Source organism: Mesorhizobium sp. M4B.F.Ca.ET.017.02.2.1 (assembly GCF_003998955.1).
Lineage (GTDB): Bacteria > Pseudomonadota > Alphaproteobacteria > Rhizobiales > Rhizobiaceae > Mesorhizobium > Mesorhizobium abyssinicae.
The window spans coordinates 15,073-29,940 of the sequence record NZ_RZOF01000008.1 but is presented as its reverse complement, the minus strand read 5'-3'; the positions used below and the strand labels follow the sequence as shown (position 1 = coordinate 29,940).

General features: G+C 61.1%; 12 protein-coding genes and 1 pseudogene. 8 read left to right on the top strand and 5 right to left on the bottom strand.

Features of this window, described 5'->3' with window-relative positions:
• The first annotated feature begins 152 nt into the window (after positions 1-152).
• Positions 153-866 (top strand): helix-turn-helix domain-containing protein, encoded by a 714-nt coding sequence (locus EN738_RS02405; protein ID WP_127282319.1) that lies wholly within the window; start codon positions 153-155, stop codon positions 864-866.
• A 1,498-nt stretch (positions 867-2,364) separates the two neighbouring features.
• Here the strand turns inward: EN738_RS02405 and EN738_RS02400 are convergent.
• The 3 genes from EN738_RS02400 to EN738_RS02385 form a co-directional block, all read right to left on the bottom strand.
• A complete protein-coding gene (locus tag EN738_RS02400) occupies positions 2,365-2,547 on the bottom strand; it encodes a hypothetical protein (protein ID WP_127282301.1) in 183 nt (60 codons plus the stop codon).
• A gap of 646 nt (positions 2,548-3,193) precedes the next feature.
• Positions 3,194-4,381, bottom strand: a complete 1,188-nt coding sequence (locus tag EN738_RS02390; RefSeq protein ID WP_127282300.1) for an acyltransferase — start codon at positions 4,379-4,381, stop codon at positions 3,194-3,196.
• Positions 4,382-4,637: 256 nt separating this feature from the next.
• Positions 4,638-4,820 (bottom strand): hypothetical protein, encoded by a 183-nt coding sequence (locus tag EN738_RS02385; RefSeq protein ID WP_127282299.1) that lies wholly within the window; start codon positions 4,818-4,820, stop codon positions 4,638-4,640.
• A gap of 119 nt (positions 4,821-4,939) precedes the next feature.
• Here EN738_RS02385 and EN738_RS02380 point away from each other — a divergent pair, with 119 nt between their 5' ends.
• Positions 4,940-5,311, top strand: a complete 372-nt coding sequence (locus EN738_RS02380) for a nuclear transport factor 2 family protein (protein ID WP_127282298.1) — start codon at positions 4,940-4,942, stop codon at positions 5,309-5,311.
• A gap of 216 nt (positions 5,312-5,527) precedes the next feature.
• On the opposite strand, the pseudogene EN738_RS02375 reads toward EN738_RS02380, so the two are convergent.
• A pseudogene (locus tag EN738_RS02375) lies at positions 5,528-6,782 on the bottom strand (GGDEF domain-containing protein).
• A gap of 522 nt (positions 6,783-7,304) precedes the next feature.
• Here EN738_RS02375 and EN738_RS02365 point away from each other — a divergent pair.
• The 6 genes from EN738_RS02365 (at position 7,305) to EN738_RS36870 (ending at position 14,140) form a co-directional block, all read left to right on the top strand.
• Positions 7,305-8,351 (top strand): chemotaxis protein CheB, encoded by a 1,047-nt coding sequence (locus EN738_RS02365; RefSeq protein WP_245478081.1) that lies wholly within the window; start codon positions 7,305-7,307, stop codon positions 8,349-8,351.
• Positions 8,305-11,868 (top strand): CheR family methyltransferase, encoded by a 3,564-nt coding sequence (locus EN738_RS02360; protein WP_127282296.1) that lies wholly within the window; start codon positions 8,305-8,307, stop codon positions 11,866-11,868. The genes EN738_RS02365 and EN738_RS02360 overlap by 47 nt, the downstream gene beginning before the upstream one ends.
• Before the next feature lie 34 nt (positions 11,869-11,902).
• Positions 11,903-12,277, top strand: coding sequence for a response regulator (locus EN738_RS02355; protein ID WP_127282318.1), 375 nt, complete (start codon positions 11,903-11,905; stop codon positions 12,275-12,277).
• A gap of 737 nt (positions 12,278-13,014) precedes the next feature.
• Positions 13,015-13,350, top strand: coding sequence for a hypothetical protein (locus EN738_RS35290; RefSeq protein ID WP_189605719.1), 336 nt, complete (start codon positions 13,015-13,017; stop codon positions 13,348-13,350).
• 2 nt (positions 13,351-13,352) lie between these two features.
• A complete protein-coding gene (locus EN738_RS02345; RefSeq protein WP_127282295.1) occupies positions 13,353-13,670 on the top strand; it encodes a YMGG-like glycine zipper-containing protein in 318 nt (105 codons plus the stop codon).
• A 290-nt stretch (positions 13,671-13,960) separates the two neighbouring features.
• On the top strand, positions 13,961-14,140 hold the full coding sequence (locus EN738_RS36870) for a hypothetical protein (protein WP_348627047.1): 180 nt from the start codon (positions 13,961-13,963) through the stop codon (positions 14,138-14,140).
• Between the two features lie 239 nt (positions 14,141-14,379).
• On the opposite strand, the gene EN738_RS02335 is transcribed toward EN738_RS36870, so the two are convergent.
• Positions 14,380-14,577 carry a hypothetical protein gene (locus tag EN738_RS02335; RefSeq protein ID WP_127282294.1) on the bottom strand — a complete coding sequence of 66 codons (198 nt, stop codon included), beginning with the start codon at positions 14,575-14,577 and terminating at the stop codon, positions 14,380-14,382.
• Between the last annotated feature and the right edge of the window lie 291 nt (positions 14,578-14,868).

Below are 14,868 nucleotides of genomic sequence, written 5' to 3'. Positions count from 1 at the left end.
CCTCAAGGAGCGGACTCTCGCCCCCTCAAGGCCAACATGACCAAGCCGGCATCATCCGGCATTGATCCAAATCAAGGCATGCCGTGACATTTGTCACTCAGGATGCGGAAGCAAAGGGAAGCCTCACATCGGAGACGACACATTTGGATGAAATGACGTATGAGGGCGTGGCGCCGGAGGAGCTGCCGTTGTTTCGGGGGTTACCCTTACCCCGCCGGACCGATCTGATGCGACATGCCATGGTGCACAGCGTGTCCGCAGGCACCGTTCTGTTCGAACAAGGCGACGTGCCGAACTTCCAGCTGATCGTGCTGGCAGGGTCGGCCCAGTTGTTTGGACGATCGGCCGAAGGCCGTGAAGTCTTGATCGAGGCTGTCAGAGCCCCAGATCTCGTCATACCCGCCGCCGTCCTGACCGGCGCGCCTTATCTCATGCAGGCCCGAGTGCCAGAGCCTTCGCGGTTCTTGTTGATTCACGCGGGAGCGTTTCGGGCGGCGGTGGAAGTAGAGCCTTTGCTGGCTCATGCGGCGATCGGAAGCCTCGCCGCTCAATTTCGACGCATGGTCCGGCAGATCAAGAACCTCAAGCTGAGGAGCTCGACCGAGCGCGTTGGTTGCTATCTCCTGGCCCTGTCGAAGCGGCAGGGCACGCCGGACCGAGCCGTTCTGCCGTTCGAGAAGACGCTCATCGCCTCCGAGCTCGGCATAACACGCGAGTCCTTTTCGCGTGCACTGTCGAGCCTGGGAAAGTCAGGCATCAGGGTCGACGGCCAGACGATCGAAATTCTCGATGCGGCCCGCGTCGCCGCCGCATGCGCTCCCGACCCGCTCATCGACGGGACGGACGGTGAGGGCTTTGCAATCTGATCGTCGCGCCTGGTCCGGCCATAGTCAACCTGAGCTTGGCAGCGGATTTGCCGCAGGTGCTCGCCCCAACCTTCTGTCAGGACTGGCGATGATATCGGCCGTGGTTGAATGAACCCTTCTGCCGCGAACACCCAGGTCACATAAGTCGAGGGCACAAATGCCAGGCCGCTGTGCTTGCGGATCATGCTAGCCATGATGGCTGCTGGCATGACTGGAATGCAGAGGCATGACCGCATTAACGGCAACTTTGCCCTTCCCTCCACGACAATGCCATTCGCCTAGACCAGCATCGCCATAGCGTCCGCAGCGATCAGTTCCTGACCCCGCTCCAGCCGCTGATGACGTCCGCTATCCGGAGCGAGCGGAGCCCTTTCGCGTCTGTTTCGAGGCGCTAAGCAAGCACGCCTTTACGCACGCCGTTTTACGCCACAGCGCTCGCGCCATTCGAAAGCACTTTACTTGATCCGGGATGTCAGCGCAGATCGGTCTGCCAGATGGAGATGGAAATTCCAGTCGAGTAGGAGTCAGATATGGACACGAAGGCAATTCATAGGGTAGCGAAAATCGCCACCCAAACTACGCTATCGCCGGCGTTTTCCCCCTACTCCCACTCAATTGTTTTAAACCCATCTAAATCCTTGATTTAGATGGGTTTTTTATTCGCAATGGCCTGAATTTCCGACACGCAGGCCGCCAAAACTTACGATATTGATTTTAAAGAGAAAATTGTCACAAAAATTTTTTTGAGGTTTCAGCAACTATCGGTGCCAATCGGCCGATTTTCGTTCTCACGGTGTTCGGTCGACACTCGACTCGATCGCAAAAAGTACCGTCAGCACAATCTATCACGCCCCACTGGAGCGATCCATCCGTCGCGAACCATCGGCACTTGGTCGCGCCATCATTCATGCAAGCCCCAATTTCAGTTGCAACCACGGCCTCAGCGCCGAGTAGCCAGGGGGGAATGGACGAGCGGCATCGCCGTCTCCAGGACACGCGGCCGACCGATTTGCTTCAGCATGTCCTGAAGTGTTCGCTACCAGAAATAGGCGGACTCGCCCCCCAAGCTCTCGGGGAGCAGTTAAACTCGGCTGTCTTCGACGTCGACGGGATGCGTGACTACCAAAAATTGTCGGAACAAGAGTCGAGCTGATCGCTTTGATACGCGCTGTCCGCGAAGAGGCGATCTGCGACCTCTTTGCTAAAGGCGCCGGCAGAGACTTGCGCCGCGAGGTCCGCAAGCGCTCAAATTTGCCGAGCAAATGGTCCGCGATTTCACCGGTACTGACGCCGTCGATCCTGAAAAGAAGCGCCCGCTGTCAGTATGAAGCCTGAGGCTCCGCTTCGGGTGCTGGTGGGGGCACCAACGGGTCACGGTGAGCGCTTCACCCTTCGTTCACGATATTAGCGCAAGCTCATACGTGGACATGCAGGGTATTGCGTACATGCCCAAACAAGCCCTAGCGCAGAACACCCCTTCAGCGCTGGGGCTTTTCCTTTAATGCTGCGTCTTGCCGCTTGATTGATCCGCCTGCGCCACGAACTTGTTGAAGGCGCGCGCCTCATCGACAGTCTCAAACTGCCGAGACGTTGTCGTGCCGTCCGGCTTTAGAACCAAGGCGAGGAATGGAAGCCCGAACACGGGCGGTTGATAGACGGCATAGATCGTGCTGCGCTTCATCGCGGCATTTTACAGGGATTTCTCGCCCGGAACTAGATACGCGTCGGTGTTCGGGTCGGCGATCTTTGGAGCCTTTAACTCTGAAGGGTGAGGTGCCGACTTAATCGGCGCCGGGGCTGTTGCGTCCACGTTCCCCAGTGGGCCCCACCCGCCAACTAATGCCATTACACCGGCGCACTGATCGGCGTTGCCGGTGGCGCTCTGTCGGCCAGGCTTTTGGCGGCAACACCCAGAGCACCGTGATCGGGTGCCCTTCTCGGCGCGGTGGTCGGCAGTTCCACCCCGCCCCAGTGCCGCGGCGAATTAGCTATGCCGCTATCATTGAGGACCTTTGCCGGACCAGCGCCCACAGCGCTGGTCCCCGCACCGTCATGAGGAGGTCGAGAATGACAAGCCTTGCCGGGATCCTAAAGGTTCGCGGCAAACATGCAGTGAAACGGCTGATCAGCTACGATAGCCGCAGCTGGCTGCGCATCCGCCAGATCGAGGCGGTTTTCTCGAGGCGGGCAACCGCAAGGCCTCCGACGTGATCGAGACATCGCCCGGCGGGACCGCTATTGGAAGGCAACCTGTCCGAGCTATCGCTCGTCGACTTCACCGACTTCGACATCTGCCGCGACCGCAACCGACGAGCAATTCTCGGTCGTCATCGCCGACCAGGCGCTGGAGCATGTGCAGCGGCCGACGTCGGCGTCGTTTCCAGCATCGTCTTGCGGCCAAAGCGTTGGACGACGAAACGGCCAGCCTTCTGGCCCGGAATCTCGATCAGGTTGTAGGTGATCCAAGACAGCAGGCTCACCGTCGGCAGGACAATGAGAAGGACGATCGCGAACCGAAGCGGCGCCACCAGATCGTGGCCATATTGCGTGATGACGAAAGCCGCGACCGGTTGGAGCACCAAAAGATGGATCAGGTAGATGCTGAAGGAAAGCTCTCCCATCAGATGAAAGAACCGGTTGCCGAGCGTCGTGGCTATCCTTGCTGCCACGACGCCCGCCATTCCCGGCAGCATCCGATAGAGAACAAGAGCAAAGAAGCCCATGACAAGCACTTCGCGTATCAGCAGCTTTCCCAGCCCATATTCGCCGCCATAGGGCAGCGCCGCCGCCAGCATGGCCAACGCCAGATAGAGAATGGGCCGTGGCCGGCTCGGATGCAGAACGCCGGCCAAAAGCATCCCGCACAGGAACACCTGCATCTTCAGCGCCAGGAACGACGGCATCGGAAAATGCACCGACATTTGCACCATCACAAACACGACGAGGCTGCCGAGCGCCGCGACCAGGACGGCGCTCTTTATCCAACCGAGCCTGCGGACAAGCAGCATGACGGCCGGAAAGGCCGCATAGAACTGCATCTCCAGCCCCAGGCTCCAGTCGGGAAGCGGCGTGCGGTAGGCGAAATTCGGCAACAGGCCAAACAGGAACAGAAGATGGGCGACGATGTTCTTCAGGCCGCTGTCGAGGTAACGCTCGGGCGCCTGGTGCGATCTCAGCAGGAAGTCATCGATGACCGTCCTGGATTCGTAGAGATAGGGCCCGAGCGCCAGCGCCAGGAAAAGCATGACATAGAACAGCGGCGCTATTCTGAAATAGCGGCGCGTCCAGAATTTCAGCCAGGTCTCCGGCCTTTGCCAAGGCTCGTTGTCCTGGCGAAGCTGGTAGTGGAACACCATCAGGAAACCGGACAGCATGATGAAGAGATCAACGCCGAGATCCGGTTCGCCCAGGATCGGAACACGCCAGCCGGTCAGAAGCAGACAGTGCCCGACAAGCACCCACATCGCGGCAAGCGCCCGAAGCCCGTCCAGGCATTCGACACGGGACCGGGTCATGCCGAACTCCTTGAGAGCGGGAGCTTCAGCAATGCAAATCGTTCACCGAGGCAGGCCGGTGGCCGGGATGATGCTGACACGCCAAAAACCTTGTCAGAAAACCCCGCCACGAGGAGTTTCGAGCCGGCGCGCCGATATCGCAATGCAACAAATTTAACGCAATGCAACATGAGCGGAGGTTTTAGGGGATCCGGGTGGAAAGGTGGAAGGCCGGAACTGCCGATCTTCCCCTAGTGGCCCTCGTATCATCGCCGCTTCACCCGCCGGGCATGCCGGCGCCAATATCACCAGTTCCAGAGCCGTGCAGGGCAGTGAGCGCCAGCAACGCCGGCGACCAATGGTCGAGCTGGCAATCGATCTCGGCTCGGTCCTCGGGGCGCAGATTGGCGGCGATGTAGGAGAGACCACGCAGCGTGGCGGCGATGATGCGGCTGGCCATGAGCGGGCACGCGTTTTTTCCGGGCAGCCTTGGAGGCCTTGACCGGCATCGCCGCCAGTGACCTACTTCGATCATCGAACGTGCACGTTATAGGCTATACGACTGGAGGAGACGGGCGAATGGACATTCGATCAACGCTGACGGAGCTATGCGACGCCTTCAACGCCCACGATCTCGATCGCATCATGGCGTGCTTTGCCGACGACTGCGTCCTGGAGATGCCCAGGGGCAACAAACCATGGGGTTCCCGCCTCGAAGGCAAGGCAAATGTCCGAGACGCGCTGGCCACACGTTTCGAAGGCTTGCCCGATGTTCACTATGGGAATGGCGAGCATTTCGTGGATGCGGCAAACAATACCGGCATCTCGAAATGGCTCCTCACCGGCACTTCCCGCGACGGGACGAGAAAGGAAGTCCGCGGTTGCGACTTCTACACGTTCCGCGACGGCAAGGTGATCCGCAAGGACTCGTACTGGAAGATGGTCGAGTAGAACGGCGCGTGCCTCAACTGTAGGCGGTCCACAAGCCGCTCAGCTGATCGTTCGCCACTAGGACTCCATATCCAAAACTTCAAAGGCCGCCAAGCCTGCAGCGGTTAAGATCGACGACTCCACGCATTCGGCAAATCGGCACCGATGAGCGCGAAGGCGACACGAGCGACGATGGATGCTCACCCGGCCGGACCCGAACCGGGGCCTTTGGCGGCATCACTGTGCCCAACGAACAGGTTTACTCTCCTCAGAGTCAGGTCTGCGGAGCACAATTCGATTGCGCCCTCTTTCCTTCGCGAGATAGAGCGCTGTGTCGGCGTCGCGCTGTAGCTGCTCCGGTGAGATGGCCTCGTCCGCGGCCTGCATTGCAACTCCAACGCTTAGAGTAACGCGGCGCGCGCGAGTGCCCGGGCTTGGAATGGATGCGGCCTCAACGCTCTTTCGAATGCGTTCGGCCACCGCACTCGCCTCTTCCTCCGTCACCCCGGGCAAAAGGACAAGGAACTCTTCGCCGCCGTAGCGCGCCACGTGATCGTAATCGCGCCTGACGTTTTCCTGGATAATCCTGGCAACCTCTACCAGACAGCGGTCGCCTTCGGCATGGCCGAGGTGATCGTTGAGCTTCTTGAAGTGATCGATGTCGCACATGAGCATTGCGGCACCGTCGAGGCAGCGTTTGTCGCTTCCCCAGATGCGGCCGAGCGTTTCCGTCATCCAGCGCCGGTTGGCGAGGCCGGTGAGCGGATCGGTCCTTGCCAACAGTTCCAACCGCTGGTTCGCCTTGGCCAGTTCGGCAACCCTGCGCCGATCGCGAAGCTCAAACAGGAAAGTCTTCTGCCCCAGAATTGTCATGATGCGTCGCGCGGCGACTGTCGCGAAGATACCGCTGGCGAAGAACAGCGTCCCAGCGACCGCGCTCCCATGTTCGATGGCGGGGTTCTGCAGCTGAAACACGAGATACAGCCCGAGCGCCAGCCCAGCGATGGCCACCGTCCAGGCCAGCGGGATACCGAAAATGATGATCGCGGTAATGGCCACGAACAGCATGACATTCAATTGCCGTTCATAGAACTCGCCACCAGCGCTTACGCCGACCAATGCGACCGACAACAAGATCAGGAACATCCCTGCCATGAGCGAGGACGCTTCGACCCACGGTGCCTGCGGTTTTCGCCAGAGAAGGACCACGGCCATCGCGACCGGAGGAATGATTGCGGCCGGCAGAAGCATGCGAGTGGCGACCGCGCCTGGAAGGATCACCATGTTGACCGTCAGGGTGAGCACATCCAACAAAGCCACCCAGATCATCCATGCACGTGATCTTCGCGGTCTGTGACCAGACACGCGCCCTGAACAGGCGCATGATCTCGCCTTTGAGGCGGATGTGGCGCGTGCGGCGAGCCGGAAGCTGGTCAACTTCTGCACCTATGGCGGGGTCGGACTGCTCGTCGGAAGGCACCAGATTTGACACAACCTTAGGCCTTTTGGCCGCTTTCCCTGACCTGCCGGGCGGGAGAGTGTTGTACCCCCTCAGCCAAGATGGTTATGATCGCGACTTACGCCACCTGTCAGCTGATCGCCCGTCCCTAAGGCATACGCGCCGAAACTGTCGGCGACGACGCTGACGATACTCGGGTTGCTCGGATTAGAGGAATTGGTCGGACCGGACAGGCTGCTCAGAAGGCTCGCCAAAGCCCTGCGATGCTGCATTGCCCCGCCTTTCGCCAGCCCGCGTGCGCGCTGCGGCTTCAGCGCAGAACCATCTCTCGCCCTTGCTTGGCGTGATCACCGTTTCGTCGTAATGCTCTTGCCTCCTACCCATCCATGCTTCCTTGCGAAGGCAGGCCAGGCGCGCCATGGAACATAAGTCCCCCCTCACCCATTGTTGATCCGAGGCCGAGGGCGCATTCCGTGCCCCTGGTATGGTGCAATGGCCGAAGATCAAAACCCTGTTTCAGCCATAAGCGAGGATGAGACCCGCCTTGAGCGACAGGTGACGCCCGCCGCACGCAACCGCTTTGTCATCGTCATCGGCGCGTCCGCCGGCGGGGTCGAGCCGCTGAAGGAGATCGTCGGCGACCTGCCCGCCGATCTGCCGGCAGCGGTGTTCGTGGTGCTGCATGTCGGACAGGTCAGCTACCTGGCCGAAATCCTCGATCGCGCGGGCAGGCTCAAGACGTTGGTCGCCGAGAACGGCGCCAAGTTCAGGACCGGCAAGATCTACGTCGCGCCGCCCGGTTTCCACCTTCTGCTCCATGGCGACCACATGATGTTGCGGCGCGGACCGCGCGAAAACCTTGCCCGGCCGGCCATCGACCCGCTTTTCCGCTCTGCCGCGCTGAGCTACGGCGCTGCCGTCATCGGTGTCCTGTTGTCGGGTTCGCTTGCCGACGGCACGGCGGGCCTGAGGGCGATCAAGGCGGTCGGCGGGCTGGCCCTTGTCCAGCATCCGAAGGACACTCTGGTGCCGGCCATGGTGCAAAGCGCGCTGCACCATGTCGAGGTCGACCACTGCCTGCCCGCGGCTGAACTGGGCGTCTGCCTGGCAAAACTGGCGGCAGAGTCGGCCGGCAAAACCTTGCCCGCCCCGTCAAGCGTCAGGCTGGAAGCGGCGGTCGCCGCTCAGGAGCATTCGACCATGAAAGATGAAGATCGACTCGGCGAATTGTCGGTGTTTACATGTCCGGAATGCCACGGGCCGCTGTGGGAAATCGAAGATGGTGACATGGTTCGCTATCGGTGCCATACCGGGCATGCCTTCACCGCCGACGCGATGATGGAAGCACAGGCGGTCGAGGCGGATGAAATATTGTGGAGCTTGCTGCGCTCGCACCAGCAACGGGCGGCGTTTGCCCGACGGATGGCCGAACGCGAAAAGAAAAAGTTCCGCTCCGAACTCGCCACGCAGCTCGACGAGCGAGCCAGGGAATATGAGGCGGATGCCGCTGTCATCGAGCGCATTCTGGAAAGCAGGCGGGTGCAGGTAACGGACGATGGCGCAGTCACCGAAGAAGGCAACGGGAAGGAAAAAGCGGGCTAGTCCAGTCGACGGCATCAAAGCGCCTGCCGATGGTTTTTTCCCCATTATCGGCGTAGGCGCGTCGGCGGGCGGCATCGGGGCATTGCAAAAGTTCTTTCCCGAGGTTCCGGCCGACAGCGGTTTTGCCTATGTGGTGATCCAGCATCTGGACGCCGAGCATGAAAGTGTGCTCGCAAGCATCATCCAGCGCTGCACGTCGATCGAGGTGCAGACGGCGGCCGAGGGCATAGAGATCGGGCCGGACAAGATCTACGTGATCCCGCCCGGAGTTTCGGTGACTGTCGAGGATCATCGTTTCCGTGTCGCCAGGATGGCGGCCACGCGCGCCAGGCGAACGCCGATCGACGACTTCTTCACCTCGCTGGCGCAGGATCGGTCCGAGAACGCGGCCGGTGTCATCCTTTCGGGAACCGGCAGCGACGGCACGATCGGCCTGAGGGCGATCAAGGAACGCGGCGGGCTCACGCTGGCGCAGGAAAGTGCCGAATATGACGGCATGATGCGCAGTGCCGTCCAGAGCGGCCTGGTCGACATGGTGCTTCCGGCCGAGGAGATGGCGGGCAAGCTGGTCAGTTATTTTCGCCAGTCGAGCCGCTCCGACAGCGAGCGCGATCGCCACAAGCGCGACGTCGCCGAACAGCTTTCGCGGATTGCTGCCTTGCTGCGCATGCGCACCGGCCATGATTTCAGCGGCTACAAGGACAACACCATCCTGAGGCGCATCCAGCGCCGCATGCAGGTGCTGCAGATCGACGATCCGGCCGCCTTCTACGAACGGCTGCGCGCGGAGCCGCAACAGGTCGATCTCCTGTTCCAGGACCTCCTCATCGGCGTGACCAGCTTCTTCCGCGACCCACATGCATTCGATGTGCTGGAGCGCCTTGTCGTTCCAAAGCTTTTCGAGGGCCGCAAGCCCGACGAGACGATCAGGGTCTGGGTGCCGGGCTGCGCCACCGGCGAGGAAGCCTATTCGGTCGCCATGCTGCTCAGGGAGAACGCGCCGCGCGGCGCCGCTTCGCCCAACCTGCAGATATTCGCCACCGACATCGACGAGCGTGCGCTGGAAGTGGCCCGCGCCGGGCGCTATCCCGCGACCATCGCAACCGACGTCACACCGAAGCGGCTGAAGGAATTCTTCTCGCGCGAGGACGGCACCTACCGTGTCGCGTCCGAACTTCGCGAGGTATGCCTGTTTTCGTCACACAATCTGCTGCGCGACCCGCCCTTTTCCAAGCTCGACCTGATCGCCTGCCGCAACCTGCTGATCTACATGGGGCCGGAGCTACAGGAAAAGATCATTCCGATCTTCCACTATGCCCTGCGCAACAACGGCTATCTCTTCCTCGGTTCCTCCGAGAACGTCACCCGTCATGTGCGCCTGTTCTCGACCATCGACAAGCCCAGTCGCCTTTTCCAGAAGCGTGCCGGCGTCACGGCGCAGCGGCTGCCTGAATTCCCGCTCGCCGCCGCGGCGCGGCAGCCCCCGCATGTGCGCCAGCGGGCGACCAGCGGAACCCTGCAGGAGAGCGCCGAACGGCTGCTCCTCGACCGCTATTCGCCCGCCTACGTGGTCATCAACGCGGCCGGCGAACTGATCCACAGTTCAGGCGGCACGGGAAAATACCTGGAGCTCGCAGCCGGCGCTCCCGACTCCAACGTCTTTTCCATGGCGCGCCGCGGACTGCGGATGGACCTGAGGGCCGCGCTGCACAAGGCTGTCAGCACCGGCCAGGTGGCGATCCAGAACAAGATCACCGTCGGTACCAATGGCGGCCGCCAGACAATCAGCCTCGCCGTGCAGCCGCTGCCGACCGAGAGCGGAGCGGACCCGCTCTTTATGCTGGTGTTCCGCGATGTCGGCGGTATCAAGCCGGAGCCTGAGAGCGAGCCCGTCCATACCGACGATGTCGAAAGCGCCAATGTCAGCCAGCTCGAAAAGGAGCTCAGGGAGACCAAAGAGCGGTTGCAGATCACGACTGAGGAGCTGGAATCCTCCAACGAGGAGCTTAAGTCGTCCAACGAGGAGCTGTCTTCCATCAACGAGGAGCTGCAGTCCTCCAACGAGGAGCTGGAGACCTCCAAGGAGGAGCTGCAGTCGATCAACGAGGAACTGCAGACCGTCAACGCCGAGCTCAACATCCGCGTCGATGAGCTCAGCCGCGCCAACAACGACATGGCGAACCTTCTCGAGAGCACGCAGATCGCGACCGTGTTCCTCGACCGCGACCTCTGCATCAAGAGCTTCACGCCGACGGCGCGGGACCTGTTCAGGCTGGTCGAAAGCGACGTCGGTCGGCCGCTTGCGCATGTGCGCCCGCGCTTTGCCGCCGACGGCCTGCAGGCCGATATTGAGCAGGTTCTGCGGCGTTTGGGCACGATCGAGCGGCAGATCGAGGGCGCCGAAGGCAGTCGGCGCTACATCATGCGCGTGCTGCCCTACCGCACCGTCGACAATGTCATCGCCGGCGTGGTCGTCACCTTTGTCGATGTCACGCAGATAGCGCGGGCGGAAGAGAAGATCGGCGCGCTCTCGCATGACCTGCGCAACCGCGTCGAAAGCCTGGAAACCCTCCTGGATCTGGTGCCGGTGGGTATTTTCATCGCCGAGGACGGCGATGGCGAACAAATCCGCGCCAATCGCCACGCGGTGGAACTCGCCGGCCGGCCCGCCACGGATGGCAAGCTCAGTTCCATGCCCGCCATCCTGCCGCTGATGATGAACGGAACCGCGGTAGACGCCGCCGATCAACCCTTGCTGAAGGCGATGCGGACAGGCAAGCCCATTCCGGGTTTCGAGGCTCGAATCGCGCGCACCAATGGCGGCAATGTGGACGTCATGATGTCGGCCAATCCGCTGTTCGACGAATTGGGCAATGTGCGCGGCGCCATCGCCGCGGTGATTGACATATCCAGCCACAAGGATGCCGAGCGCAACCAAGAGCGACTGCTGCACGAATTGCAGCATCGCGTGAAGAACATCCTAGCAACCGTCACCGCGCTGACCTCGCGCATGGTGCGTTCATCGGGTACGCTCGACGATTTCGCGGGCGCCTTCCACGCTCGCCTGCAGGCGATGGCGCGCACGCACGAATTGCTGGCATCCTATCAATGGGGAGGCGCCGACCTCGAAAAGCTGGTTCGAGCAACCCTGTCTCCCTATGTCGGCAAGGAAGGCCAGAGCCTCGGCCTTGAGGGCGAGCCGTTCCAGCTGGATGCCAGCGCGGCCGCCACGCTCGGACTGGTCTTCTTCGAACTGGGTAGCAACGCTGCCAAATATGGCGCGCTTTCCACCGAAAAAGGCCGCGTGGAGGTTTCCTGGCGCATCGATGGCTCGCAGATGCTGTCGATCGCCTGGAAGGAGAGCGGCGGCCCGAAGGTGAAGGAGCCGCCGAAAAGAAGTTTTGGAACCACTTTTATCCAGCAGAGTTTGGAGTACGAGCTAGGTGGAAATGTGGATCTGCGGTTCAAAAGGGCCGGTGTGGAGTGCTTGTTGCGTATTCGGCTGCCCAAGTCATGATCGACTATCTGTCCCTGCCTGCTCCAGGCAAGCTATGAATACGTCGCTTTCAGGGCTGAATGTTCTCGTCGTCGAGGATGCGTTCCTTGTCGCGCTGGATCTCTCCGATCAGTTGACGGATTCGGGATGCCACGTGATTGGCCCCGCCGCCTCGGTGGAGCATGCCCTGCGCGAAATAGATGGCGTCGAACTCGACGGCGCCGTCCTGGATGTCAATCTGAATGGCGAGCGGAGCTTTCCGATAGCCGAATTGCTGACGGCGCGCGGCATCCCGTTCCTGTTCCTGACCGGCTATGACAGCTCGACCGCCTTCCCGGATGCGTTCCGGCAGTCGCCCAGATTGTCGAAGCCCGTCGATCCCAAGGCGCTGACCGAGGCGGTCGCACACTTCCGCAGGCATGACGACTGATCTTTCGCTCGGTGCTGCTTGGGTAACGACCTTCTCCGAGGAATGCCCTAATTCAAGCGGCGTTCGATTCCGCATATCCCGAAGGCGTTTTCACCCCGCCCGTGCCATCGCACTCAGCGCATGTCACGGTAATTCCAGGACATCTGTGCTGATGCGTGCCCGCTGGGCAGCAATGACCGTTCGAGCTGCGCCATCTCGCACAATCGAACATCGTGCCGGTGCCAACGCAGCCTTGGCACTCGCCGATCTTAAATAACGCCAACCCCATTTTGCCCAACCATGCATGCGCTGCCTGGCAACGCCGCTACCCCACGTTCCACAGCGGATCCCCACCCGCCAACTAATGACATTACCGTAGGGCAATTAAGGATTTTCTAAAACAGAGAATTTGGGGTTGTTTCCAATCCCTGTTGAAATGCCGCAAATTGTTCTGGGGAACGATGGGCGAGATACCGCACCACCCTTGGGACTGTCCATCAAGCGGTTGATGTACCCTCGCGCCGCCACAAGTTCGAGGCTCCACGAGCCACAGCGCTCGGCGGCGTTTCGGAACTCCTGGCTCAACTCGGCTAACTCAATTTCCATGGCGGTCAACGGGCCGGCATCAATGCCAGCGAACTGCCTTCGCGGTGTCGAAGCCGCAAGCTGTCTGCTGCGAGACCTCGATTCCTCGAAAAGGTGATGTCCGATCGGGACAATCCGGCGGGCGTCGCTATACTGGTTGCTCTGAAGGCCGAATGAAGGTGGTGCGGGTCAACGTCACCATTCCGGAGGATGTCCTCCGCCAGATCAACCAATATGCGGAACGTCATGGTTATGGCTTTCTGGCTGCCGCTTCGAAAATGGCGATGCGGACGGAAGGCGGCCTAGCGCATTCGCAACCTGATTCAAGCCGAAACGTTATCGTGCTGTTCGCGCAGGCCGTTTGCGGTTTGGCGACCGCGATCCTCAAGAGGCGAGAAACCATGTCTTACTTCGTGAGGAGAACCGCCTATGTTCCGCCGCAATGCGCCAGCAACTGGCAACCATTCGCCCCCAATTTCAGTCTCTGGGGCGCTTCAGAGGAGTTCTAGAGATGATCATCAAGAAGGCTATTCTGGCGGTGCTGATGACCGCGGCCCTTGCCGGCTGCGAGACGCAGACCGAAAGCCAGCAGCGGGCCACCACCGGCGCGCTGGTTGGCGGCGCCGGCGGCGCGTTGGTCGGCCAGGCGATCGGCGGCAACACCAAGAGCACGGTCATCGGCGCGGCCGGCGGCGCGCTACTCGGCGCAGTCGTCGGCTCGGCCACCACCCCGCAGCGCCGCGGCGAGCAGCTCTGCCGCTACCAGGATCGCTATGGCCGCATCTACACCGCGCCCTGCGACGACCGATACTACAACGGCGACTATTGATCCCAAACATTTGGCTGGGGAGGCCGGCGTTTTGGCGCTGGTCTCCTCGTTGTACGGTTCTCGATGTAGAAGAAGTCTGGCGGCGGGACCTGCGGACGAGGTCGAATTGACGGCTTTAGCGCCTTTTTCGAGGCGGGCAACCGCGAGCCTGCGACGTGATCGAGATGGAGAGCGATGTGTCCGAACAATCGCTCGGTCGACTTCCTGGACTTCGATGCCAGCACCGCACCGACGAGCAAATCGCCGTCGCTATTGCCGACCTGGAGCATGTGTAGCGGCCAGGGGCGGCGGTGGAGCACATCCATGCCACGACCCGCCCGGGCGGCTGGGCGATGGTCGCCACCCCGTTCCTGTTCAGGGTCCATGCCAGGCTGCACGACTACAACCGCTGGACGCCGGCCGGGCTGAAGCAACTGATGGTCAAAAGGCAGCTTTGCGAGGAGTCCATGGCGCATTTCGGCGCGCCCTGATTTTCGCTGCGACTAAAGGTAACGGCTGTTGGGTCACCGAAAGGATTTCGCCGATATTATCTTCGTGGGCACATCAGGCGCCGGCGTGCTGGCGGCGATCTGATATGTCGGGGATACGGCTCGCGCTGCCCCTTTCCGAAAGCAAGGTTTGGCGGCGGCGCTCTTGCCGTCATCCGCGTGTTGTCGGCACCCAGTGGCAATGCGCATGACGCGGGCGGCGGGGCCGATCACGTCGGCATTCAGGCTATCTTAGCAGCAATGAGGGCTTGGGCCAGCGGACCAAGTTCTTCGATCATCTCTGATGCAGGGATGCGCGCCTCACTCGCTGCCATGTTCAGGTTGAACAAATGGGTTCCCATGCTCAATCCCTTCAGGTCTGGGTGGTTCAGACTGCTGGCAACGTATTTGTCGAACAGTTGGCGTGCGCGTTCCGACATCACACATCCCGTGATTTCCACTAAGCATAGGCGGTTTCGCCTAGGGCTTCAAACGCCACATCAATTTTCTGAAATTCAAACTGAGACACTTTCCAGGACCTGCGCGGCTGGCTCGACAGCCGGTGTAGGTATAACTCGGCAGTTGAGCAAACGCGCAAAGGGCGACTAGGCGGAGGCTGTTCTCACGTGTGGCAAGGGCAACCTTTTGGCGGGCCAGCTATATGCCGCTACAATGGTCGGAGAGTATCTTGACGCGGTTCCACCTCATGACCGGGTTGGACGAGGCTGCTT

Excerpts from the sequence above, each read along its gene's own strand:
- EN738_RS02380 (WP_127282298.1), top strand. The coding sequence starts at position 4,940 with ATGGACATTCGATCAACGCTGACGGAGCTATGCGACGCCTTCAACGCC.
- EN738_RS02335 (WP_127282294.1), bottom strand. The coding sequence starts at position 14,577 with ATGTCGGAACGCGCACGCCAACTGTTCGACAAATACGTTGCCAGCAGT.
- EN738_RS02360 (WP_127282296.1), top strand. The coding sequence starts at position 8,305 with ATGGCGCAGTCACCGAAGAAGGCAACGGGAAGGAAAAAGCGGGCTAGT.
- EN738_RS02405 (WP_127282319.1), top strand. The coding sequence starts at position 153 with ATGACGTATGAGGGCGTGGCGCCGGAGGAGCTGCCGTTGTTTCGGGGG.
- EN738_RS02400 (WP_127282301.1), bottom strand. The coding sequence starts at position 2,547 with ATGAAGCGCAGCACGATCTATGCCGTCTATCAACCGCCCGTGTTCGGG.
- EN738_RS02385 (WP_127282299.1), bottom strand. The coding sequence starts at position 4,820 with ATGGCCAGCCGCATCATCGCCGCCACGCTGCGTGGTCTCTCCTACATC.
- EN738_RS02355 (WP_127282318.1), top strand. The coding sequence starts at position 11,903 with ATGAATACGTCGCTTTCAGGGCTGAATGTTCTCGTCGTCGAGGATGCG.
- EN738_RS02390 (WP_127282300.1), bottom strand. The coding sequence starts at position 4,381 with ATGACCCGGTCCCGTGTCGAATGCCTGGACGGGCTTCGGGCGCTTGCC.
- EN738_RS35290 (WP_189605719.1), top strand. The coding sequence starts at position 13,015 with ATGAAGGTGGTGCGGGTCAACGTCACCATTCCGGAGGATGTCCTCCGC.
- EN738_RS02345 (WP_127282295.1), top strand. The coding sequence starts at position 13,353 with ATGATCATCAAGAAGGCTATTCTGGCGGTGCTGATGACCGCGGCCCTT.